This window comes from Thiobacillus sp. SCUT-2 (genome assembly GCF_035621355.1).
In the GTDB taxonomy this organism is placed as follows: domain Bacteria; phylum Pseudomonadota; class Gammaproteobacteria; order Burkholderiales; family Thiobacillaceae; genus Thiobacillus; species Thiobacillus sedimenti.
Genome location: NZ_CP141769.1, coordinates 1,104,040 through 1,125,089 on the forward strand (window position 1 = coordinate 1,104,040; position 21,050 = coordinate 1,125,089).

Below are 21,050 nucleotides of genomic sequence, written 5' to 3' on the forward strand. Positions count from 1 at the left end.
ATTCTGGGCGTCATGGAGTCTTGGTTCCTATCGAGGCATACGATTTCTTTCCTGCCATTGAAATAGGTGACCCGAATCAGAACGCGACGACGCGCTTCCAGGCTTTTGATGCCATCGGTGGGCGAGAGCAGACACTTTCATTCAAGTACTACCAGCGCTATCCGGAGCGCCGTGTTACCTGCCTGAATGGAAATTTCAATGACCAGGACCAAGGCTTCCGGCTCGCAGTTTTTGTTAAAGCCAAGCATGCCGATGGCACTGTCGGTTACTACGCGGATGTCTTGAGGGAACGAGCGGAGCCAGAGTTTGCCCGCATGTGTTCCTTGCTGTTTGGTGATGCTGTTCGTCTGAGCGAAGGGCTGTTCGCGCTGCTGGCCGTCGATGCGTCCACATTCGTTCCGGATGAGGCAATTAACGACCTTCTAGCGCGCTTTGATGACATATCTGGACGTGGCTGGGTGGACTCGCTGCGGGGGGGAGATACGGGTATTGGATATACCTTCGAGACGCTGTTGGGGATTGAGGAGAACAATGACCGGCGAGCGGATTTCAGGGGTATTGAGATAAAGTGCAAGCAGGCCAGTGAGACGGGTGGGCGAGGAGGAAAAATCAACCTTTTTCAACAGGGGCCAACGTGGGATGGCCGCTTGACGGCGATCCAACGATTACGCCAGCTTGGCCAGGCAGATGAACAGGGGCGCTACGCTTGCTATTCGCAAGTGACCACGACAGCCAACAACCTCGGGCTGTGGCTTGACCAGACGGCGACCCCGGGGCAGATCGATTTGCTGAAGGAGACGACGCGGTTCGGATATTGGCCATTCGATGTGCTTGAAGAGCGGCTTCGTGAGAAGCATTCACGTGCGGTCTTCGTGAAGGCAAAGGTTCGCACGTCTGCTGCGGGGCAACGTTTTCACTATGACGAATTAATCTACTGCGAGCGACCATCAATCGAGCACTTCAATAATCTCGTTCAATCAAGGCGCATCGTGTTTGAATTTCTGATGTCTGAAAAGGAGGGGGGCCGCGTTCGTAATCACGGCTATCCGTGGAGACTGGCAGGCGAAGAGTTTCTAAGTGAGCTATTTACCCTGCAGCTGAAGCTCCGGTAGTTGTCGTTTTGCCCATTTGCACGTTTATTAATGGCATCCGAACAAAAATACGGAAGACTCACGCCGGAAGATTTCAAGGCTCTTTTCTTGCTGCTCCCCCAGTTGGATCAAGAGAGACAAGAGCTCCAAGCGAAGATTGCTGAAAAGCCCGAAGCATTCGCTGAGAAATTCCTGACTACCGGCTTCACTTGGGCGCACCTCTACGAAGTGTCATTCCCCAAGCTGCTTTTGGGCTTCCTTGCCGTTGCGGGCGTCGATGAAGCAATCGCTCACGTTGCCAGGCAAACCCCATCACCCTCTGCCCCTGGACGGGGCGCCGGCTCCGGCTTCGCCTGCGGTTTGCATCGTGCCGATGCCAACGCGATGGGGTTTCCCGCGCCTAGGCACCAGCGTTTCAACCTTGGAGCAGAGTGCAGCAAAATTGCAGCAATAACCCCTGCGCAAATGAAAACGGCTCACGTTTTTACACGTAAGCCGTTGTTTTATCTGGCTCCCCGACCTGGGCTCGAACCAGGGACCTGCGGATTAACAGTCCGTCGCTCTACCGACTGAGCTATCGGGGAAAGGAAGCGCGCATTCTAGAGAGGGCGGGCGTTCCGGTCAACCCTTGCGGGCGATTTTGTCGATGTCCGACGCGCTGGTTTCGGCCAACCGGATCACCCGGGGCTGGCCAGGTTCATGCGCTCCAGGCGCTGGCACAGGATGTCGATGATGCGGCGCGACAGCGGGGCGGAATGGCGCATGAGTTCTTCGAGGATCTGCGGCGGCAGGGCGAGCACGGTGATCTCGCCGTCGGCGACGACGGAGGCGGTGCGCTTCTCGTTGAGCAGGTAGGCCATCTCGCCGAACAGCTGGCCCTCGTTGAGCTCGCCGAGGCGGCGGCGGCCGCCGTCGACGTTCTTGTAGACGGCGGCGCGTCCGGCGTAGAGGAAATAGGCGGTCTTCGAGTCGTCGCCTTCCTCGATCAGGGCATGGCCCGGCGGATGGACCTGGCCGTACTTGGCGAGCAGGCGCTGGGTGTCGCCGAAGACGTAGCCTTCGAGCTTGCCGGCGCCGGCGCCGCTGCCGGCGAGGAAGAGCTTTTCCAGCGCCGTGATGTCGGCCTTGCCGTAGGCATAGAGCGCCTGCGCCCACAGGTAGAGCAGCAGGAAGGCGAAGTAGCCGCCGATCAGCACGAACACGACGCCGCCCAGCGCGCCGTACAGGCTGCGGTAGCTCTCCAGCTTGAAGAACACGCCGGACAGCAGCAGCAGCGCGGCGAGGCTGGCGGCGGCGCCCAGCGCGAAGGCGGCGGCGTCGCGCGCACGCGGATGCTGGCGCGGCAGCCGCCAGTAGGCGGCGAACAGCAGGGCCCACACCATGGCGAAGCCGAATGCCGAGTTGAGCGCCTGCAGCACGTGCGCGTTGCCGGCGCCGATGAAGTCGTTGCGGGCGAGGAAGCTGAGCGTGGTCTGCGCCAGCGCGGCCAGTCCCATGAGCAGGAACAGCACGGGCAGGATGACGAGCGGCAGCACCCACGACACCACCACGTTGCGGCGGTTCTGCTCGGGAAAGATCACCTTGAACGCCCCGTTGACGGCGTTGACGAGCCCGCGCGACGACAGCAGCAGGGTGACGAGGCCGACCCCGCCGGCGGCGAGCTGGGTCTGGCGCGGGATGAAGCCGAGTGCGGTGAGATGCTCCAGCTGCAGCTGCTCGTAGAGCGCCGCCATCAGGATCGTCGCGGGGACGGAGTTCTCGGCGATGTGGCCGAGCAGCTGCAGGGCGTAGCTGAGCAGCAGCAGGAGCGGCGTGGCGGAGAGCAGGAAATAGAACGCCGTGGCCGCCGCGTGGTTGGTCAGGCCGTTCCGGCTGAACAGGCGCCAGGTCGTGTAGCCGAGCTGCAGCAGCCAGGCGAGCGTGCCGCGCGCGGGGGCGAGGGCGGGAGTGCGCATGGGGCGCTAGCCTACCCGCGCCCGCGCCCTTGTGCCAGTGTCAGGCGACGGCCTGCGCGATGCGCTTGAGCGCCTTCTCGAGGTTGGCCTGCGAGGTCGCGAACGAAAGGCGGATGTAGCCTTCGGTGCCGAAGGCCGAGCCGGGCACGACGGCGACGTCGGCCGATTCCAGCAGGTATTCGGAGAAGGCGATGTCGCTGCCCTGCTCGATGACGTCGCGCGAGAGCAGGGTCTGGATTGCCGGGCGCACGTCGGCGAAGGCGTAGAACGCGCCGCCGCTGTCGACGCACTTGAAGCCGGGGATGGCGTTGAGCGCGTCGACGACGTAGCGGTGGCGCGCCTTGAAGGCGGCGAGCATCGGCGCGATGCAGCCCTGGTCGCCGTTGAGCGCCGCCTCGGCGGCGACCTGCGAGATCGAGGTCGGGTTGGAGGTCGACTGCGACTGCACGTTGGTCATCGCGCGCAGGATCGCTTCCGGGCCGGCGGCGTAGCCGATGCGCCAGCCGGTCATCGCGTACGCCTTGGACACGCCGTTCAGCACCAGGGTGCGCTCGTAGAGGTCGGGGCAGGCATTGAGGATGTTGACGAAGGGCGCGTCGTTGAGCCGGATGTGCTCGTACATGTCGTCGGACGCGATCAGCACCTGCGGGTGCTTGCGCAGCACCTCGCCGAGCGCCGCGAGTTCGGCCTTCGAGTACACCGCGCCGGTCGGGTTCGACGGGCTGTTGATGACGAAGAGGCGCGTCTTCGGCGTGATCGCCGCTTCGAGTTGCGCCGGGGTGATCTTGAAGCCCTGCTCGATGCCGGCCTCGACGATCACCGGCTTGCCGTCGGCGAGGATGACGATGTCGGGGTAGGAGACCCAGAACGGCGCCGGGATGATGACCTCGTCGCCGGGGTTGATCACCGCCTGCACGAGGTTGAAGAAGCTCTGCTTGCCGCCGCAGGAAACCAGGATCTGCTTGGGGCCGTAATCGAGGCCGTTGTCGCGCTTGAACTTGGCGATGATCGCCTGCTTCAGGCTCGGCGTGCCGTCGACCGCGGTGTACTTGGTGAAGCCGGTGTTGATCGCGGCGATCGCCGCGTCCTTGATGTGCTGCGGGGTGTCGAAATCGGGTTCGCCGGCGCCGAGACCGACGATGTCGCGGCCGGACGCCTTCAGCGCGGCGGCGCGGGCGGTGACGGCCAGGGTGGGCGAGGGCTTGATGGCCTGAACGCGGCGGGAGAGTTCCACAGTGGTTCCTTCATGCACCCCGTCGGGATGCTACTATCGACAAGTTTTAACCGGCCGATTTTACCCGTGTTCGTCACCTTCCCCAATAGCCCCTTCCGGCTGTTCCAGCCCTTCCCGCCGGCCGGCGACCAGCCGGCCGCGATCGAGCGCCTGGTCGAGGGGATCGAGGACGGCCTGTCGTTCCAGACCCTGCTCGGGGTGACCGGCTCGGGCAAGACCTACACGATGGCCAACGTCATCGCCCGTACCGGGCGGCCGGCGCTGATCATGGCACCGAACAAGACGCTGGCGGCGCAGCTTTACGCCGAAATGCGCGAGTTCTTCCCCGAGAACGCGGTCGAGTATTTCGTCTCCTACTACGACTACTACCAGCCCGAGGCCTACGTGCCGGCGCGCGACCTGTTCATCGAGAAGGACTCGAGCATCAACGAGCACATCGAACAGATGCGGCTCTCGGCGACCAAGTCGCTGCTCGAGCGGCGCGACACGGTCATCGTCTGCACCGTGTCGGCGATCTACGGCATCGGCGACCCGTCCGACTACCACAGCATGATCCTGCTGCTGCGGCAGAACGAGAAGCTCTCGCAGCGCGAGGTCATCGCGCGGCTGACGCAGATGCAGTACGAGCGCAACGATGTCGAGTTCACGCGCGGGCATTTCCGCGTGCGCGGCGACGTCATCGACATCTTCCCGGCGGAACACGCCGAGACCGCGATCCGCGTCGAACTGTTCGACGACGTGGTGGAGACGCTGCACCTGTTCGACCCGCTGACCGGGCAGATCCTGCAGAAGGTCGCGCGTTTCACCGTGTTCCCGTCGAGCCATTACGTCACCCCGCGCGAGACCACGCTGCGCGCGATCGAGGCGGTCAAGGTCGAGCTGCGCGAACGGCTCGAGTGGTACTACGCCAACAACAAGCTGGTCGAGGCGCAGCGGCTCGAGCAGCGCACCCGCTTCGACATCGAGATGATGGTCGAGCTCGGCTTCTGCAAGGGCATCGAGAACTACTCGCGGCATCTGTCCGGACGCAAGCCGGGCGAGCCGCCGCCGACGCTGATCGACTACCTGCCGAAGGACGCGCTGATGATCATCGACGAGTCGCACGTCACCGTCACGCAGGTCGGCGGCATGTACAAGGGCGACCGCTCGCGCAAGGAAAACCTCGTCGACTACGGCTTCCGCCTGCCGTCCGCGCTCGACAACCGGCCGCTGAAGTTCGAGGAATTCGAGGCGCTGATGCCGCAGACCGTCTTCGTCTCGGCGACGCCCGCGAAGTACGAGGCCGAGCACGCCGGCCAGATCGTCGAGCAGGTGGTGCGGCCGACGGGCCTGGTCGACCCGGTGGTCGAGGTGCGGCCGGTCACGACCCAGGTCGACGACCTGATGAGCGAGGCGAGGAAGCGCATCGCCGCCGGCGAGCGCGTGCTCGTCACCACGCTGACCAAGCGCATGGCCGAGGACCTGACCGACTATCTCGCCGAGCACGGCATCAAGGTGCGCTACCTGCACTCGGACATCGACACCGTCGAGCGCGTCGAGATCATCCGCGACCTGCGGCTCGGCGAATTCGACGTGCTGGTCGGCATCAACCTGCTGCGCGAGGGCCTCGACATTCCCGAGGTGTCGCTGGTCGCCATCCTCGACGCCGACAAGGAAGGCTTCCTGCGCTCCGAGCGCTCGCTGATCCAGACCATCGGCCGCGCCGCCCGCCACCTCAACGGCACCGCCATCCTCTACGCCGACAAGATCACCGACTCGATGCGAAAGGCCATCGGCGAGACCGAGCGCCGCCGCGCCAAGCAGCTCGCCTTCAACGCCGAGCACGGCATCGTCCCGCGCGGCGTGGTCAAGCGCATCAAGGACATCATCGACGGCGTCTACGACGCCGACGCCACGCGCCAGGAACTCAAGGCCGCGCAGACCGCCGCGGAATACAAGGTCATGGACGAAAAGTCCCTGACCAAGAAGGTCAAGAAGATCGAGAAGGAAATGCAGGACGCGGCGAAGAACCTGGAGTTCGAGAAGGCCGCCGTGCTGCGCGACCAGTTGAAGGAGCTGAAGGCGCTGCTGTTCGGGGTGGAGGAGCGGGAGTAGGGCGTCCTCACGCGCGGTGCGGTGGCGGCGCGAGCGGCCCGGTCTCGCCGCGCGTTGAGGTTGGCTCTGCCCGCGAAATTTCTGCACAATGCCCCTTTTGAATCAAAGGAGTCCCATATGGCTTCGGGACAAATCCACATCGCCATCCTGAACCCCGGCGTCGAGATCACGCCGCTGCGCCTGCGCGGCTGGCTGCATAAGGAGGCGGCGGCGATCGACAAGCGCGCCAACCCGGGCGACGGGGCGATCCTGCGGCTGTTTCTCACCAAGAAGCTGCGCTACGGCCTGCCCGCCAGGAAGCTCGACGCGATCCTGCAGGCGCTGATCGACAAGTATCCGGCGATCCAGCGCGTCGAAACGCAGCTGGTCGAAGCGCCGCTGATGCCGGAGGAGATGGAGGAACAGACCCGCCTCGCGAATGTCCATCTGGAGAAGTTCAAGCAGCGTGCGGAGGAGTACGCCAAGCGCAAGCAGGCCGAGGCGCTGGAGAACGCGCGCCCCGCGCCGATCCAGTGGCACACGCTCAAGAGCGCGCTGGACTGAGTTCATCCGTGCCTGCCCGAATGCGCCGGCGTGTCGTCGGATCGGGGTGCGGTTTCGGGTTCGTTGATCGAGGATACACATGGCTGTCAGGGTTCTTTTTGTCTGCATGGGCAATATCTGTCGCTCGCCGATGGCGGAAGGCATGTTCCGCAAGGCGGTGCGCGAGGCGGGGCTGGAAAGCCGGGTCGAGACCGATTCGGCGGGCACCCACGCCTACCACGTGGGCTCGCCGCCCGATCCGCGCGCACAGCAGGCGATCCGCCAGCGCGGCGAGGACATCAGCGACCTGCGCGGGCGCAAGGTGGCGGACGCCGATTTCGAGCGCTTCGACTACATCCTGGTGATGGACGGCGACAACTACGAGCGCCTGATCGAGCGTGCGCCGTCCAGGCACCACGGCAAGATCCGCCGCCTGCTGTCGTTCAGCCGCAAATGGCCCAATCTCGACGTGATGGATCCGTATTACGGCGGGCCGCAGGGCTTCGAGGAGAACCTCGACATGATCGAGGATGCGGTCCGGGGCCTGCTGCGCGAAATTGCCTCCGACTCGGGCGCAAACGCCCGATAGCCCGTTCGACGCATCGTCGATTTGCCGCGCCGGGCTGATGGCCCGGCTTGCCCCGTTTCCATTGCTGCCGTTATTCCGTGCCGGGTGTCACCGGCGGGAACGCATTTCGTCTTGCCGTCATCAAATGACGTAACCGCATAGCAAGAACTGGGAGCAACTCATGCAACAGGCCATGCCGCAGGTCGCCATCGGGGAATTGACGGACGCCGAACTGGCGGGGCGCATTGCCTTGGGAGACCGGGTCGCGTTGCAGTACCTGATGCGACGACACAACCAGACGCTCTACCGAACCGCGCGCAGCATCCTGAAAGACGACGCCGAGGCCGAGGATGCCGTGCAGGAGGCCTATTTGCTGGCTTATCGTGCGATGGACCACTTTCGCGGCGAGGCGAAGCTTTCCACCTGGCTGATCCGCATCGCGGTCAATGTGTCGATCCGGCGGGCACGAAAACTCAACCGCAGCGCCGAGGTGATCGACCTGGTGGCCGACCCGGATGACATGCAGGAGACCGGCAGGGACCTGGGGGAGGCGGAGATGGATGAACGTGCGCCCGAACAGCCTGAACGCGCCACCTTGCGGGCGGAGACCCGGCGCCTGATCGAAGACAAGATCAACCGGCTGCCGGATGCCTTTCGCACGGTATTCGTCATGCGTGCCGTCGAGGAATTGTCGGTGGCCGAGACGGCCGTCTGCCTGGATATTCCCGAGGCCACCGTGCGCACGCGCTATTTCCGGGCGAAAAGCCTGCTGCGCGAGGCGCTGGCGCGCGAGATCGACTTCTGCCTGGGCGAGACCTTCTCGTTTGCCGGAGACCGGTGCGACCGCATCGTCGCCGGCGTGTTGCGCCAGCTCGGCCCGCCGCCCGGCACGCCCTGATTTCCCCGACTTCTTCTGCACACTGCCCGGTCACATCACGGTTGGGCAGGCAGATTCGTTCGCAGTACTTTTTTGAAAAGGAAAACATCATGTCTTCACGCATTCAAGTACCCAGCACTTCATCTGCCCCGGTCGATGACGCACCGGACCTGGAAACACGTCGTTCCTTCCTCGGGAAATTCGGGCTCGTGCTCTCCGGCGCGGCGATCGCCCTGCTGGCCGGACGCGACGTCCTGGCAAAAGGGGCGAAGTCCGCCGGCTCCGATGTGACCATTCTGAACAGCGCACTGGGCGCGGAGCTCGAGGCAATCGCCGCATACCAGGTGGGGGCGGAAAGCGGCCTGCTGCAAAAACCCGTGCTCGATCTCGCCGTGACATTCCAGGGACACCACAAGGCGCATGCCGATCTGCTCGCAAAAACCATCGCCAAACTGGGCGGCAAGCCCGTGTCGGCAAAGGAGAAATACACCTTCCCGGTGGATACGCTGAAGACCCAGAACGACGTGTTGCGCTTCGCGGCCATGCTCGAGAAGGGCGCCGTCAGTGCCTATCTGGGCGCGGTGCCGATCTTCGACAACCGCGATCTGGCCAAAGCAGCCGGCAGCATCCTCGGCGACGAGGCGATGCACTGGGCGATCCTGCGCAACGCGCTGGGCGAGTCGCCCGTGCCTGTTGCATTCATGTCGTGAGCAGCGCAGTGCGTGCACAAGCCCTGCTCGGCATCGCGCTTGCCGTCGCCGCCGGCGGCGCGGTCGCGAAAGGTGAACCGATCGGCGATCCGAAAGCCGGCGAAGCGGTTTATGCACGCTGCGCCGCGTGTCATGCGCTCACCTACAACCGGACCGGCCCGAAGCACTGCGGTTTGCTGGGCCGGCGCGCCGGCAGCGTGGCGGGATTCGAATACTCGGCGGCGATGAAGCGCGCAAACTGGATCTGGGACAGAAAAACGCTCGACCGCTTTCTGGCCAATCCGATGAAGGTCGTCCCGGGAACCACGATGGGGTATGCCGGCGTGAAGGACAGGCAGGAGCGCGCCGATCTGATCGCGTATCTCGAGCTGGCAGGCAAGTCCGGCGTGTGCCGCAAACCTTGAGCCGTCGCCCCGATCGGGACGCATCAACGACAAGGGCCGCTTCGAGCGGCCCTTGTCGTTGGGTGGCGAGATCGTCAATTCGACGGCGGATTCGACCGGGTTTCGACCTGCACCAGCGGTTCCTGCACCTCGGCGAGCTGCGGGCGCGGCCGCCGGCGGGTGGGGTGGGGCGCGGCGGCGGGGGTCTCGGCGGCGGGCGCGGCCGCCGGTGCCGTCGTTTCCACCTGCATCAGGCCGACCGGTTCGGCCTCGGCTTTGGCCGCAGGACGGCGGCGCCGGCGCGGGCGGGAGGACCGCTCGCCGCCCTCCGCTGCGACGGCCGGGGCCGCCTGCGTTTCGACCTGCTGCAGGTCGGCGGCGCCGGCGGCGAGGTCGGCCAGCACCTCGGCAGGCGACGCGGTCACCGCGGCGGGAACGGATGCCGCCGGCGGAGCGGCTTCCAGCGCAAGCGCCTGCTGCGCCGGCGCGGCCGCTTCCGCCGCCGCGGGCTCGACCGCGACCGGCTTGGCCTTCGGGGGATGCGCGACTTCGACGATCGCGCGATAGCCGGCGATTTCGATGATCGTGTGCGGGGCGGCCGCTTCCGGGCGGCCCTCGCCGCGACCGCGGCGTCCGCGTCCGCGACGATTGCGACCTTCGCGCTTCTCCTCGGCGGCCGGCTCGCGCGGCGTTTCGGGTGCTTCGGCGACGCGGGGTGCGGCCTCGGCCTCGGGACGCGGCGGCTTGGGCTGCCTCGGCGGGCGCGGTGCCTTGGGCTGCTCGGCGCGCGCCTCGCGCGCTTCGGCCGGACGGCCTTCCTGCGGACGCGCTTCGCCGCCGCGGCCTTCACGGCCCTCGCCGCGGCCGCGGCGCTGGCCGGGCTTGCGCTCGCGCCGTTCGGCCGGACGTTCGGTGCGGGTGATGATCGCGACCGGTTCGGGAGCCGGCGCCGCCTCGGCGGCGGGCGCTTCCTCGCCGCGCTTCCGGAACCAGCCGAAGATGCGCTCGAACAGCCCGCCCTGAGGCTGGACCTGCGGCAGGACCTGGGGTTCGGCGGGTACGGCGGGGCGCGGCGCCGGAATCGGCTGCGGCGGCGCAATCGACTTGACGGCGGCTTCCTGGCGGGCCGGCGCGGCGGCTGCGGCGGTCTGGTAGACGGCCTCGGTCTCCGGAACCGCGACCATCTTGTAGCTCGGCTCGGCCGCTTCGCGCACGTTCAACTCGTCGTGGCGCAAACGGGTGATCGTGTAGTGCGGTGTCTCCATGTGGATGTTGGGGATCAGCACCACGTTGACCTTGAGCCGCGATTCGACGGCGTGGATGTCGACGCGCTTCTCGTTCAGCAGGAAGGTCGCGACGTCGACCGGCAGCTGCACGTGCACCGCGCCGGTGTTCTCCTTCATCGCCTCTTCCTGCAGGATGCGCAGGATGTGCAGCGCGGAGGATTCGGTGCCGCGGATGTGGCCGGTGCCGTGGCAGCGCGGGCAGGGGTTGTAGCTGGTCTCGCCGAGCGAGGGCTGCAGGCGCTGGCGCGACATTTCCAGCAGGCCGAAGCGCGAGATCTTGCCGGTCTGCACGCGGGCGCGGTCGTGATGCAGGGCATCGCGCAGGCGGTTCTCGACCTCGCGCTGATGCTTGGGGTTCTCCATGTCGATGAAGTCGATCACGATGAGGCCGCCGAGGTCGCGCAGGCGCATCTGGCGGGCAATCTCGTCGGCCGCCTCGAGGTTGGTGTTGAATGCGGTCTGCTCGACGTCGCTGCCCTTGGTGGCGCGCGCCGAGTTGACGTCGACCGAGACCAGCGCCTCGGTGTGGTCGATGACGATCGCGCCGCCCGAGGGCAGGTTGACCTGGCGCGAGAACGCCGACTCGATCTGGTGCTCGATCTGGAAGCGCGAGAACAGCGGCACGTCGTCGCGGTAGAGCTTGACCTTGTTGACGTTGGTCGGCATCACGTGCGCCATGAACTGCTGCGCCTGCTCGTAGATGTCCTCGGTGTCGATCAGGATCTCGCCGATGTCGGCCGAGAAGTAGTCGCGGATCGCGCGGATCACCAGGCTGCCTTCCTGGTAGATGAGGAAGGAGCCGGACATCGACTGCGCGGCGCCGTCGATCGCCTTCCACAGGCTCAGCAGGTAGTTGAGGTCCCACTGGAACTCCTCGGCCGAGCGGCCGATGCCGGCGGTGCGGGCGATCAGGCTCATGCCTTCGGGGATGTCGAGCTGCGCCAGGGTGTCGCGCAGTTCGTTGCGCTCCTCGCCCTCGATGCGGCGCGATACGCCGCCGCCGCGCGGGTTGGTCGGCATCAGCACGACGTAGCGGCCGGCGAGCGAGACGTAGGTGGTGAGCGCCGCGCCCTTGTTGCCGCGCTCGTCCTTTTCCACCTGGACCAGGAGTTCCTGGCCTTCCTTGAGGTTTTCCGGGACGCGGCCGCCGTTGGGCAGGCAGGCGCGCGAGATTTCCTTGAACGGCAGGAAGCCGTGGCGCTCGCAGCCGTAGTCGACGAACGCGGCCTCGAGGCTGGGCTCGACGCGGGTGACGACACCCTTGTAGATGTTGCCCTTGCGTTGTTCCTTGCTGGCGGACTCGATGTCAAGGTCGACGAGCTTCTGCCCGTCGACGATGGCAACCCGGAGTTCTTCCGCCTGGGTTGCGTTGAAAAGCATGCGCTTCATTATTTCTCCCGCGCGCGTGCATACGGGACAGGCCAGACTGCCGCCTTGTGTCAGCGGCTCATGCGATCACGGGTTGAGTCGGGTGAATGGGCATGGATCAAGTGTCCTGTTCCTGGAGAGCTTCGCCGGCCAGGCCGGGGCGCTCTTTCCGGTTCCCGCCGCGGGCCGGGCCCGGGCGTGAACGTGCATCTTCGTATGCTGTTTGTCGCGTCGTTGATAACATCGCTGCTTTGCCGACTGGCGGGGCGGGTGGTTCGACTGTCCGCTCCGGCCCGATGAGGGGCAGAGCGGCAGGAATCCAGACGGGCCGGGCAGGCGGCGGCCGGTGAGCGTTTTAACCGGCATGGTATCCAATCGATCAGGCGCTTTGCCACCTGATCCGGCAGTAGTGTATATGAAAATGAAGGACTTAGAGAAAGATTCGGTCAGGCGGCTGAAGATCGACGACGGCGCGGACAGCCAACGGCTCGACAACTTTCTGATGGCGCGCCTGAAGGGGGTGCCGAAGAGCCGGATCTACAAGCTGGTGCGTGGCGGCGAGGTGCGGGTCAACGGCGGCCGGGTCGAGGTCAGCTACCGGCTGAAGCTCGGCGACGAGGTGCGCATCCCGCCGGTGCGCATGGCCGCGCCCGCCCAGCCGGCGGCGCCGAAGCTGCCGCCCTCGGTCAACCGCCTGCTGCCGCACGTCCTCTACCGCGACGAGGCGCTGATCGCGCTCGACAAGCCGTCCGGGATGGCCGTCCACGGCGGCAGCGGCGTCTCGCGCGGGGTGATCGAGCAGCTGCGGCTGGAACTGCCCGAATGCCGCTACCTGGAGCTGGTGCACCGGCTCGACCGCGAGACCTCGGGGGTGCTGCTGGTCGCGCTCAAGCGGCGCGCGCTCACCGGCCTGCACGCGGCGATGCGCGAGGGCAGGATCGAGAAGCGCTACCTGACCCTGGTGGCGGGGCGCTGGCCGAACCCGGTCCAGCACGTCAAGCTGCCGCTGCACAAGCGCGTCACGGACGAGGGCGAGAAGCGCGTCACGGTGCGCGACGAGGGGCAGGCCGCCCACACGATCTTCCGCCGCCTGCAGCAGTTCGCCGACTTCAGCCTGCTGGAAGCGGAACTGAAGACCGGCCGCACCCATCAGATACGCGTGCATACCTCGCATCTGGGCTTCCCCATCGCCGGGGACGACAAGTACGGCGATTTCGAACTCAACCGGCGGCTGATGAAGCAGGGCCTGAAGCGCATGTTCCTGCATGCCGCGAAACTCGTCTTCGACCACCCGATCACCGGCGAACGCCTGACGATCGAGGCGCCGCTTCCGGCCGACCTGGCCGCTTTTCTGGAAACATTGAATGCCCAAGCAATATGACCTGCTGATCTTCGACTGGGACGGCACCCTGATGGACTCCGCCGGCATCATCGTCGACTCGATCCAGCGCGCCTGCGAGGATATCGGCCTGCCCGCGCCGGGCGAGCGCGCGTCGCGCCAGATCATCGGCCTCGGCCTCGTGCAGGCGCTGCAGACCCTGCTGCCGGACCTGCCCACCGACGCCTACCCGCGGCTCGTCGAACGCTACCGCCACCATTACCTCGGGCGCGACGCCGACATTCCGCTGTTCGCCGGCGTCGCGAGCGGCGTTCGCGACCTTCATGCAAGCGGCTTCACCCTTGCGGTGGCGACGGGCAAGAGCCGCGTCGGCCTCGAGCGTGCGCTCGAAGCGAGCGGCCTCGGCGACTGGTTCGCCGCCACCCGCTGCGCCGACCAGACGCATTCCAAGCCGCATCCGGCGATGGTGCTGGAGCTGATCGACGAGCTCGACGCCGATCCGGCGCGTACGCTGGTGATCGGCGACACCAGCCACGATCTCCTGATGGCGTCCAACGCGGGCGTCGCGAGCCTGGGCGTCACCTACGGCGCGCACGAGGTCGACGACCTGCAGCCGCACGCGCCGCTGGCGCTGCTGGACAGCTTCGCGGGGGTGCATGCATGGCTTGCCGCGAACGCCTGATCTGCGCCGCCGGCGAGCTCGTCGAGCAGGGGCGCGGCGTGCGCTTCGAAGTGGAACGCTTCGGCAAGGCGATCCCTGCCTTCGTCGTGCGCTTCGAGGGACAGCCGCGCGCCTTCCTCAACCAGTGCGGCCACGTCCCGGTCGAGCTCGACTGGCAGGAAGGCGCGTTCTTCGATGACTCGCGGCTATACTTGATCTGCGCAACCCATGGCGCGCTGTACCATCCGGCGAGCGGGCAATGCGTCGGCGGACGCTGCGCGGGGCGCGGCCTGATCCCCGTTCCGGTCGTCGAGCGCGATGGCCATGTCTATCTGATGGAAGACCAATGAGTGAACCCACCCCGAATTGGGAACGTGAAGTCCTGGAGAAACTGGCGCTGGCCGCAATCCAGGAGCAGCGCCGCAGCCGCCACTGGAGCATCCTGTTCAAGACGCTGGGCTTCCTCTACCTGTTCATCCTGCTGTTCCTCGCCGCCGGCTGGTTCCGCTCCGACGGCGTGTCGATCAAGGCGCACACCGCGCTCGTCGACCTGCAGGGCGAGATCGCGTCCGACAAGGCCAGCGCCGACTCGATCATCGCCAGCCTGCAGAGCGCCTTCGACGACAAGAAGACCAAGGGAGTCATCCTGCGGATCAACAGCCCCGGCGGCAGTCCGGTGCAGGCCGGCCAGATCCACGACGAGATCAAGCGCCTGCGCAAGCTGCACCCGGGCATCCCGCTGTATGTCGTGGTGGACGACATCTGCGCCTCCGGCGGCTATTACGTCGCGTCCGCGGCGGACAGGATCTTCGTCGACAAGGCCAGCATCGTCGGGTCGATCGGCGTGCTGATGGACGGCTTCGGCTTCACCCAGACCATGCAGAAGCTCGGCGTCGAGCGCCGCCTGCTGACCGCGGGCAAGAACAAGGGCTTCCTCGATCCTTTCTCGCCCCTCGATCCGCAGCAGGAGGCCTATGCAAAAGAGATGCTCGAGGAGATCCACCAGCAGTTCATCGGCGTGGTGAAGGAGGGCCGCGGCGCGCGCCTGAAGGAGGTGCCCGACATGTTCAGCGGCCTGGTGTGGAGCGGCGAAAAGAGCATCCAGCTCGGGCTCGCCGACGGATTCGGCACCGTCGAGTCGGTGGCGCGCGATGTCATCAAGGCCGAGGACGTCGTCGACTTCACCCAGCACGAAGGCCTCGCCGAGCGGCTCGCGGGCCGCCTGGGTGCGTCGATGGCGGCCGCGCTGTCGCCGCTGGAGAAGGCCGGCTTCAGCCTGCGGTGAGCGACTACCGGCCGATTCCCTGCGTCCAGCACGAGCGCCTCGAATTCGCCGCGCTGACGAAGCAGTGGCTGGATCTCGAGGTCGACGGCGTGGCGCAGCGGCTGTTGCCGCTCGATGTGTATACCCGCGACGGGGCCGAATGGCTGCAGGCGCAAACCGAATCGGGTGAAACCGTCACGCTCCGCCTCGACCGCCTCCGCTTCTGAATCTCCCGGCCGCTAAGCGGCGATCCCGAACACCACCAATCGGTCCTTGACCGTCGCGCCCTGGCCGCGCCAGGCGCTCGCGCTGCGGGTGCGGATCAGCTGGCTGGGCAGGCTGAGGTCGGCGCCGACGCTGACGAGCGTGTCCGGCGCCAGCGTGGCGGCGAGGGCGTCGAGCAGGGCCGCGCTGCGATAGGGCGTTTCGATGAAGAGCTGGGTGGCGCGATCGCGGCGCGCGGCCTTCTCCAGCTCGCGGATCCTCTGGCTGCGTTCGGGTTCCTTCGCCGGCAGGTAGCCGTGGAACGCGAAGCGCTGGCCGCCGAGCCCCGAGGCCATCAGCGCCAGCAGGATGGCCGACGGGCCGACGAGCGGCACCACCGGAATGTCCGCGCGGTGTGCCGCCAGCACGAGCGCCGCGCCGGGGTCGGCCACCGCGGGGCAGCCGGCCTCCGACAGCAGCCCGACGTCGTGGCCCGCCTTGAGCGGGGCCAGCAGCGCGGCGACGTCGTCGGCGGGTGTGTGCTCGTTGAGTTCCTCCAGATGCAGCGACTGCAGCGGGAGCGGGTGGCCCATCGCCTTGAGATGGGCGCGCGCGGTCTTGGCGCGCTCGACGACGAAATGCTGCAGCCGGCGCGCGACGGCGAGGGTGTCGGGCGGCAGGCAGGCGTCGGGGCTGACCGGCCCGAGCGGCACCGGGATCAGGTAGAGCGTCGCCACGTCAATCGGTTTGGGCCTCACGTTTGCTCCCTCTCCCGCAAGCGGGAGAGGGTTGGGGAGAGGGGAGGCGAAGCCTTCACGCCGCCTGCCAGGTGAGGACGTCGACGCCCTCGTGCATCAGCATGTCGGTCAGCGCCATCAGCGGCAGGCCGATCAGCGCCGTGGGGTCGGTGCTTTCCATGCGCGCCATGAGCGCGATGCCGAGCGATTCGCTCTTGGCCGAGCCGGCGCAGTCGTAGGGCTGTTCCTTCCTGAGGTAGGCCTCGATCTGCGCGTCGGTCAGCGGTCGGATGTGCACCGCCGTCGGCACGTCGCGCGTCTGAGCCTGGCCGGTGCGGCTGTTCAGCAGGGTCAGCGCGGTATGGAACACCATCTCGCGGCCCTGCATCTTCTTCAGCTGGGCGAAGGCATTGTCGAAATTGCCGGGCTTGCCGAGCTGCGCGTCGCCGAGCATCAGGACCTGGTCGGAGCCGATGATGAGCGCGTCGGGGCAGGTGGCGGCGGCCGCCTGCGCCTTCAGGACCGACAGGCGCAGCGCGGTGGCGGAAGGCGATTCGCCGGGCAGCGGGGTTTCGTCGACGGCGGGGGCGAGCACCTCGAACGGCAGGTGCAGGCGCGCCAGCAGCTCGCGCCGGTAGCGCGAGGTGGAAGCCAGAACCAGTTTCATTCCGGCTGGATCTCGACCAGCGCCATGTCCGGCGTCACGGCGTCGCCCTTCTTGGCGAAGATGTTGATGACGACGCCGGCGATCGGCGCCTGCACCTCGCTCTCCATCTTCATCGCCTCGATGACCAGCACGCCGTCGCCCGCCTTGACGCGCTGGCCGACGCTGACCAGCACGTCGACGACGGTGCCGGGCATCGCCGCGGTCACGTGGCCGGGATGCGTGGGGCGCGGCTTCTGGCCGGCTGCCGCGGGCGCTGCCGCGGCTTTGCGCGGCGCGCTGTCGCCGCCCGCCGTGATCGCGACTTCGTTGAGCGGCTCGACCAGCACTTCTTCCGAGACGCCGTCGACCGACACGAAATAGGGACGCTGGGCGGCGTCGGAGCGGCCGCTGCCGGAAAGCTTGATGTGATACGTCTCGCCGTGCAACGTGATCCTGAATTCGTCGGCGGCGTAGCGCGGGGCGGCCTCCTGCTGCGCCGCGCCCTGCGGCAGCAGCGGCTCGGGCTTGAGGCTGCCGGCGGCCCGTTCCTGCAGCCAGGTCTTGGCGACGTCGGGGAACATGGCATAGGTCAGGACATCCTCGTCGGAGCGCGCCAGGCTCTCGATTTCGCCGCGCAGCTTGTCGAGCTCGTCGGACAGGAGGTCGGCGGGGCGGCAGGTGGTCACCTCGAGGTCGCCGACCGCGAGCTTGCGCACTTCCTCGTTGACGTGGCCCGGCGCCCGGCCGTAGCGGCCCTGCAGGTACAGCTTCACCTCGTTGGTGACCGACTTGTAGCGCGCGCCGGTGAGCACGTTGAGCACGGCCTGGGTGCCGACGATCTGCGAGGTCGGCGTGACCAGCGGCGGGTAGCCGAGGTCCTCGCGCACGCGGGGAATTTCGTCGAGGACGGCGTCCATCCTGTCGAGCGCGCCCTGCTCCTTGAGCTGGTTCGCGAGGTTGGAGATCATGCCGCCCGGCACCTGGTTGATCAGCACGCGGGTGTCGGTGCCGGTGAAGGCGGACTCGAACTGCCAGTATTTCTTGCGCACCTCCTTGAAGTAGGCGGAGATCTCCTCGATCAGCGGCAGCGACAGGCCGGTGTCGTAGGCGGTGCCGGCCAGCGCCGCAACGAGGCTCTGCGTCGTCGGATGGCTCGCGCCTTCGGAAAACGCGCCGACGCAGGTGTCGATGATGGTCGCGCCGGCTTCCACCGCCTTCAGGTGGGTCATGTGCGCGAGCCCCGAGGTGGCGTGGCTGTGCGTGTGGATCGGCAGGTGGGTCGCCTCGCGGATCGCGCATACCAGGTCGTAGGCCGTGTAGGGGGTCAACAGCCCCGCCATGTCCTTGATCGCGATGGTGTCGCAGCCCATCTCGGTCATGCCCTTCGCGAGCGCGACGAAATGGGGAATGTCGTGCACCGGGCTCGTCGTGTAGCAGATCGCGCCCTCGGCGTGCTTGCCGGCGGCCTTGACCGCCTCGATCGAGACGCGCAGATTGCGCACGTCGTTCATCGCGTCGAAGATGCGGAACACGTCGACGCCGTTGTCGGCCGATTTCCGCACGAAGGCACGCACGACGTCGTCCGAGTAGTTGCGATAGCCGAGCAGGTTCTGGCCGCGCAGCAGCATCTGGATGCGGGTGTTGGGCAGCGCGCGGCGCAGCTTGCGCAGACGCTCCCACGGGTCCTCGCGCAGGAAGCGCACGCAGGCATCGAAGGTGGCGCCGCCCCAGGCCTCGAGCGACCAGAAGCCGACCTGGTCGAGCTTGCCGCAGATCGGCAGCATGTCTTCGGTGCGCATGCGGGTGGCGATGAGCGACTGGTGGCCGTCGCGCAGGACGAGGTCGGTGACGAATACTTGGGTCATGTTGGCTGGCCTTGTTTACAGCCCCTGGTGGGCGGCGAGGGCGGCGGCGATGGCGGCGGCCACCACTTCCTTGGGTTTCTTTTCGGTGTACCGGGTGAGTTCCGGATGCGCGTCGACAAAGCCCGTGTTGAAGCGTCCGCTGCGGAATTCGGGATTCTTCAGGATTTCCTGGTAGTACGGGATCGTCGTCTTGACGCCATACACCAGCATGTCGGCCAGCGCGCGGCGGCCGCGCTCGACGGCCGATTCCCAGCCGAGGTTCCAGACCGTGAGCTTCGCGCACATCGAGTCGAAGTAGGGCGGAATCACGTAGTCCGTATAGATCGCGGCGTCGACCCGCACGCCGGGGCCGCCGGGCGAGTAGTAGCGCGTGATGCGGCCGAGGCTGGGCAGGAACTCGTTCTTCGGGTCCTCGGCGTTGATGCGGAACTCGATCGCGTAGCCGCGGTGCTTGATGTCTTCCTGCTTGTATTGCAGCGGCATGCCGGAGGCCACGCGGATCTGTTCCTGCACGATGTCGACGCCGGTGATGGTCTCGGTGATCGGATGCTCGACCTGCAGGCGCGTGTTCATCTCCATGAAATAGAACTGGTTGTCCTGGTCGAGCAGGAACTCCACCGTGCCGGCGTTGACGTAGCCGACCGCCTTCGCCGCGCGCACCGCCAGCTTGCCGATGTACTGGCGCTGCGCCTCGGTCAGCTGCGGGCTGGGCGCGATCTCGATCAGCTTCTGGTTGCGCCGCTGGATCGAGCAGTCGCGCTCGAACAGGTGGATGATGTTGCCCTGGGTGTCGCCGAGGACCTGCACCTCGATGTGCTTGGGATTGACCACGCACTTCTCGACGAAGACCTCGGGCTTGCCGAAGGCCTTGCTCGCCTCGGACACGACGCGGTCATAGTTCTTCAGCAGCTCGTCCTCGCTGTCGCAGCGGCGGATGCCGCGGCCGCCGCCGCCGTTGGTGGCTTTCAGCATCACCGGGTAGCCGATCTGGCCGGCCAGGGCGCGCGCCTCCTCGACGCTTTCCAGATTGTGGTCGGACCCCGGCACCACCGGGATGCCGGCGGCGATCATCGCGTTGCGCGCCTGGATCTTGTCGCCCATGCGGCGGATCACCTCGGGCGAGGGGCCGATGAAGCGGATGCCGCGGCGCGCACAGATGGTGGCGAGGTCGGGGTTCTCGGACAGGAAACCGTAGCCGGGATGCAGCGCGTCGCAGCCGGAGGCCGCGGCCAGGTTGACCAGCGTGTGCGCGTTCAGGTAGCCGAGGATCGGGTCCTTGCCGATATGGTAGGCCTCGTCGGCCTTCTTGACGTGGAGCGCGTGGCGGTCGGCGTCGGTGTAGATGGCGACCGACTTGATGCCCAGCTCGGCGCAGGCGCGCACGATGCGGACGGCGATCTCGCCCCGGTTGGCGACCAGGATCTTCTTAAGCATGGTCACCGCTTCTTTGACAAAAGTAACGCGAAATCATATCATTGCGGGCTAATGTTTAACCGGGTGCGTCATGTCGAGCCTGTGCATGCGGTCCCAGCGTGTTGTTAGTCGGGGGCGCCGTGCTCCAGCCTGTTGAAGTCGATCCACGGCGTTTCTGCAGGGATTCGCAGTCGTGGGAAGTCCGGTCCGACGTGTCCGAGTTCCCGCGGCTCGCCCACGAATTTACGCAAGGCGCGCTGTTCTGTCGAGTCTCCGGGCGGACGGATCAGCGGGGCGGCATCGCGCTGCAGTTGATGGTACAAGGCGAGGTCGAGCTGACCTGCCAGCGTTGTCTGGGCCCGTTGCGGCATGCGGTGGAAATCGGGCGCACGGTGCATCTGGCGCGCAACGAGACCGAACTGGAGCGGCTCGATGCGTTGCCCGACGGCGATGCGATCCTGGTCGGCGAGAAGATCGACCTCGTCGACCTGGTTGAAGATGAAGTGCTGTTGAGCCTGCCGCTGGCGGCCATGCACGCAGAAGGTGAATGCCCCGCTGGCGGGGCCCCAATTTTTAAGGAGTAAGAAATGGCAGTCCAGCAGAACAAGAAGTCCCCGTCCAAGCGCGGCATGCATCGCTCGCACGATTTCCTGACCAACCCGCCGCTGGCCGTCGAGCCGACCACCGGCGAGACGCACCTGCGCCACCACATCAGCCCCAGCGGCTTCTATCGCGGCCGCAAGGTCGTCAAGGCCAAGGGCGAATAATCTGCTTGCGCGCCGGGACGCAGCGGCGATCGCCGCTGCCCGGCGCGACCGATCCAGCCAACGATT

The 21,050-nt window shown here is 66.5% G+C and carries 21 protein-coding genes and 1 tRNA gene; 14 read left to right on the forward strand and 8 right to left on the reverse strand.

All coding sequences use genetic code 11. The features are described from left to right. The first annotated feature begins 20 nt into the window (after positions 1 to 20). Entirely contained in the window at positions 21 to 1,112 is a 1,092-nt protein-coding gene (locus VA613_RS05380) for an MvaI/BcnI family restriction endonuclease (RefSeq protein WP_324780832.1), read from the forward strand. Positions 1,113 to 1,599: 487 nt separating this feature from the next. Here the strand turns inward: VA613_RS05380 and VA613_RS05385 are convergent. From VA613_RS05385 to VA613_RS05395, 3 genes are all read right to left on the reverse strand, one after another. Further along, positions 1,600 to 1,675: transfer RNA gene (locus tag VA613_RS05385), tRNA-Asn, on the reverse strand. A gap of 93 nt (positions 1,676 to 1,768) precedes the next feature. Then, complete coding sequence (locus VA613_RS05390) at positions 1,769 to 3,046, reverse strand: YhjD/YihY/BrkB family envelope integrity protein (RefSeq protein WP_324780833.1); 1,278 nt, start codon at positions 3,044 to 3,046, stop codon at positions 1,769 to 1,771. A gap of 40 nt (positions 3,047 to 3,086) precedes the next feature. Then, positions 3,087 to 4,280: a pyridoxal phosphate-dependent aminotransferase gene (locus VA613_RS05395; protein WP_324780834.1), complete on the reverse strand. Its 1,194-nt coding sequence runs from the start codon at positions 4,278 to 4,280 to the stop codon at positions 3,087 to 3,089. Positions 4,281 to 4,346: 66 nt separating this feature from the next. Between VA613_RS05395 and uvrB the strand changes: the two genes are divergently transcribed. The 6 genes from uvrB (at position 4,347) to VA613_RS05425 (ending at position 9,455) form a co-directional block, all read left to right on the forward strand. Continuing rightward, positions 4,347 to 6,374, forward strand: a complete 2,028-nt coding sequence (gene uvrB / locus VA613_RS05400; RefSeq protein WP_324780835.1) for an excinuclease ABC subunit UvrB — start codon at positions 4,347 to 4,349, stop codon at positions 6,372 to 6,374. Between the two features lie 117 nt (positions 6,375 to 6,491). Then, complete coding sequence (locus tag VA613_RS05405; protein WP_324780836.1) at positions 6,492 to 6,917, forward strand: hypothetical protein; 426 nt, start codon at positions 6,492 to 6,494, stop codon at positions 6,915 to 6,917. A gap of 79 nt (positions 6,918 to 6,996) precedes the next feature. After that, positions 6,997 to 7,485 carry a low molecular weight protein-tyrosine-phosphatase gene (locus VA613_RS05410; RefSeq protein ID WP_324780837.1) on the forward strand — a complete coding sequence of 163 codons (489 nt, stop codon included), beginning with the start codon at positions 6,997 to 6,999 and terminating at the stop codon, positions 7,483 to 7,485. Positions 7,486 to 7,645: 160 nt separating this feature from the next. Beyond that, on the forward strand, positions 7,646 to 8,362 hold the full coding sequence (locus tag VA613_RS05415; protein ID WP_324780838.1) for an RNA polymerase sigma factor: 717 nt from the start codon (positions 7,646 to 7,648) through the stop codon (positions 8,360 to 8,362). A gap of 89 nt (positions 8,363 to 8,451) precedes the next feature. Continuing rightward, the gene (locus VA613_RS05420; RefSeq protein WP_324780839.1) at positions 8,452 to 9,051 is read left to right on the forward strand and encodes a ferritin-like domain-containing protein; all 600 of its coding nucleotides are present in this window, start codon (positions 8,452 to 8,454) and stop codon (positions 9,049 to 9,051) included. Between the two features lie 8 nt (positions 9,052 to 9,059). Further along, positions 9,060 to 9,455, forward strand: coding sequence for a c-type cytochrome (locus VA613_RS05425; RefSeq protein WP_324780840.1), 396 nt, complete (start codon positions 9,060 to 9,062; stop codon positions 9,453 to 9,455). Positions 9,456 to 9,529: 74 nt separating this feature from the next. Here VA613_RS05425 and VA613_RS05430 read toward each other — a convergent pair whose 3' ends face one another. Further along, the gene (locus VA613_RS05430) at positions 9,530 to 12,109 is read right to left on the reverse strand and encodes an Rne/Rng family ribonuclease (protein WP_324780841.1); all 2,580 of its coding nucleotides are present in this window, start codon (positions 12,107 to 12,109) and stop codon (positions 9,530 to 9,532) included. 394 nt (positions 12,110 to 12,503) lie between these two features. Here VA613_RS05430 and VA613_RS05435 point away from each other — a divergent pair, with 394 nt between their 5' ends. The 5 genes from VA613_RS05435 to VA613_RS05455 are packed head-to-tail and all read left to right on the forward strand — an operon-like array spanning position 12,504 to position 15,579. After that, positions 12,504 to 13,469: an RluA family pseudouridine synthase gene (locus VA613_RS05435; protein ID WP_324780842.1), complete on the forward strand. Its 966-nt coding sequence runs from the start codon at positions 12,504 to 12,506 to the stop codon at positions 13,467 to 13,469. After that, the gene (locus tag VA613_RS05440) at positions 13,453 to 14,109 is read left to right on the forward strand and encodes an HAD-IA family hydrolase (RefSeq protein WP_324780843.1); all 657 of its coding nucleotides are present in this window, start codon (positions 13,453 to 13,455) and stop codon (positions 14,107 to 14,109) included. The genes VA613_RS05435 and VA613_RS05440 overlap by 17 nt, the downstream gene beginning before the upstream one ends. Next, positions 14,088 to 14,438: a Rieske (2Fe-2S) protein gene (locus VA613_RS05445; protein WP_324780844.1), complete on the forward strand. Its 351-nt coding sequence runs from the start codon at positions 14,088 to 14,090 to the stop codon at positions 14,436 to 14,438. The genes VA613_RS05440 and VA613_RS05445 overlap by 22 nt, the downstream gene beginning before the upstream one ends. Then, complete coding sequence (locus VA613_RS05450) at positions 14,435 to 15,373, forward strand: S49 family peptidase (RefSeq protein ID WP_324780845.1); 939 nt, start codon at positions 14,435 to 14,437, stop codon at positions 15,371 to 15,373. The genes VA613_RS05445 and VA613_RS05450 overlap by 4 nt, the downstream gene beginning before the upstream one ends. Beyond that, positions 15,370 to 15,579: a transcriptional antiterminator, Rof gene (locus VA613_RS05455; protein ID WP_324780846.1), complete on the forward strand. Its 210-nt coding sequence runs from the start codon at positions 15,370 to 15,372 to the stop codon at positions 15,577 to 15,579. The genes VA613_RS05450 and VA613_RS05455 overlap by 4 nt, the downstream gene beginning before the upstream one ends. A 12-nt stretch (positions 15,580 to 15,591) precedes the next feature. Here the strand turns inward: VA613_RS05455 and VA613_RS05460 are convergent, their stop codons facing one another. From VA613_RS05460 to VA613_RS05475, 4 genes are read right to left on the reverse strand one after another with little or no spacing between them, the layout of a single operon-like run. Further along, positions 15,592 to 16,314 (reverse strand): SAM-dependent methyltransferase, encoded by a 723-nt coding sequence (locus VA613_RS05460; RefSeq protein WP_324780847.1) that lies wholly within the window; start codon positions 16,312 to 16,314, stop codon positions 15,592 to 15,594. Positions 16,315 to 16,369: 55 nt separating this feature from the next. Beyond that, complete coding sequence (locus VA613_RS05465) at positions 16,370 to 16,960, reverse strand: Maf family nucleotide pyrophosphatase (protein WP_324780848.1); 591 nt, start codon at positions 16,958 to 16,960, stop codon at positions 16,370 to 16,372. Further along, positions 16,957 to 18,804, reverse strand: a complete 1,848-nt coding sequence (oadA, locus tag VA613_RS05470; protein WP_324780849.1) for a sodium-extruding oxaloacetate decarboxylase subunit alpha — start codon at positions 18,802 to 18,804, stop codon at positions 16,957 to 16,959. Before oadA ends, VA613_RS05465 begins: the two co-directional genes overlap by 4 nt. Before the next feature lie 15 nt (positions 18,805 to 18,819). Then, positions 18,820 to 20,238 carry an acetyl-CoA carboxylase biotin carboxylase subunit gene (locus tag VA613_RS05475; RefSeq protein ID WP_324780850.1) on the reverse strand — a complete coding sequence of 473 codons (1,419 nt, stop codon included), beginning with the start codon at positions 20,236 to 20,238 and terminating at the stop codon, positions 18,820 to 18,822. A 191-nt stretch (positions 20,239 to 20,429) separates the two neighbouring features. Between VA613_RS05475 and VA613_RS05480 the strand changes: the two genes are divergently transcribed. Together VA613_RS05480 and rpmF are read left to right on the forward strand one after the other, a co-directional pair. Then, complete coding sequence (locus VA613_RS05480; RefSeq protein WP_324780851.1) at positions 20,430 to 20,801, forward strand: YceD family protein; 372 nt, start codon at positions 20,430 to 20,432, stop codon at positions 20,799 to 20,801. A 3-nt stretch (positions 20,802 to 20,804) separates the two neighbouring features. After that, complete coding sequence (gene rpmF, locus VA613_RS05485; protein ID WP_324780852.1) at positions 20,805 to 20,984, forward strand: 50S ribosomal protein L32; 180 nt, start codon at positions 20,805 to 20,807, stop codon at positions 20,982 to 20,984. The last annotated feature ends 66 nt before the right edge of the window (positions 20,985 to 21,050 follow it).

Coding starts and splice junctions, on each gene's coding strand:
- VA613_RS05390 (WP_324780833.1), bottom strand. CDS start 3,046: ATGCGCACTCCCGCCCTCGCCCCCGCGCGCGGCACGCTCGCCTGGCTG.
- VA613_RS05405 (WP_324780836.1), top strand. CDS start 6,492: ATGGCTTCGGGACAAATCCACATCGCCATCCTGAACCCCGGCGTCGAG.
- VA613_RS05410 (WP_324780837.1), top strand. CDS start 6,997: ATGGCTGTCAGGGTTCTTTTTGTCTGCATGGGCAATATCTGTCGCTCG.
- VA613_RS05415 (WP_324780838.1), top strand. CDS start 7,646: ATGCAACAGGCCATGCCGCAGGTCGCCATCGGGGAATTGACGGACGCC.
- VA613_RS05420 (WP_324780839.1), top strand. CDS start 8,452: ATGTCTTCACGCATTCAAGTACCCAGCACTTCATCTGCCCCGGTCGAT.
- VA613_RS05430 (WP_324780841.1), bottom strand. CDS start 12,109: ATGAAGCGCATGCTTTTCAACGCAACCCAGGCGGAAGAACTCCGGGTT.
- VA613_RS05435 (WP_324780842.1), top strand. CDS start 12,504: ATGAAAATGAAGGACTTAGAGAAAGATTCGGTCAGGCGGCTGAAGATC.
- VA613_RS05440 (WP_324780843.1), top strand. CDS start 13,453: ATGCCCAAGCAATATGACCTGCTGATCTTCGACTGGGACGGCACCCTG.
- VA613_RS05445 (WP_324780844.1), top strand. CDS start 14,088: ATGGCTTGCCGCGAACGCCTGATCTGCGCCGCCGGCGAGCTCGTCGAG.
- VA613_RS05450 (WP_324780845.1), top strand. CDS start 14,435: ATGAGTGAACCCACCCCGAATTGGGAACGTGAAGTCCTGGAGAAACTG.
- VA613_RS05465 (WP_324780848.1), bottom strand. CDS start 16,960: ATGAAACTGGTTCTGGCTTCCACCTCGCGCTACCGGCGCGAGCTGCTG.
- oadA (WP_324780849.1), bottom strand. CDS start 18,804: ATGACCCAAGTATTCGTCACCGACCTCGTCCTGCGCGACGGCCACCAG.
- VA613_RS05475 (WP_324780850.1), bottom strand. CDS start 20,238: ATGCTTAAGAAGATCCTGGTCGCCAACCGGGGCGAGATCGCCGTCCGC.
- rpmF (WP_324780852.1), top strand. CDS start 20,805: ATGGCAGTCCAGCAGAACAAGAAGTCCCCGTCCAAGCGCGGCATGCAT.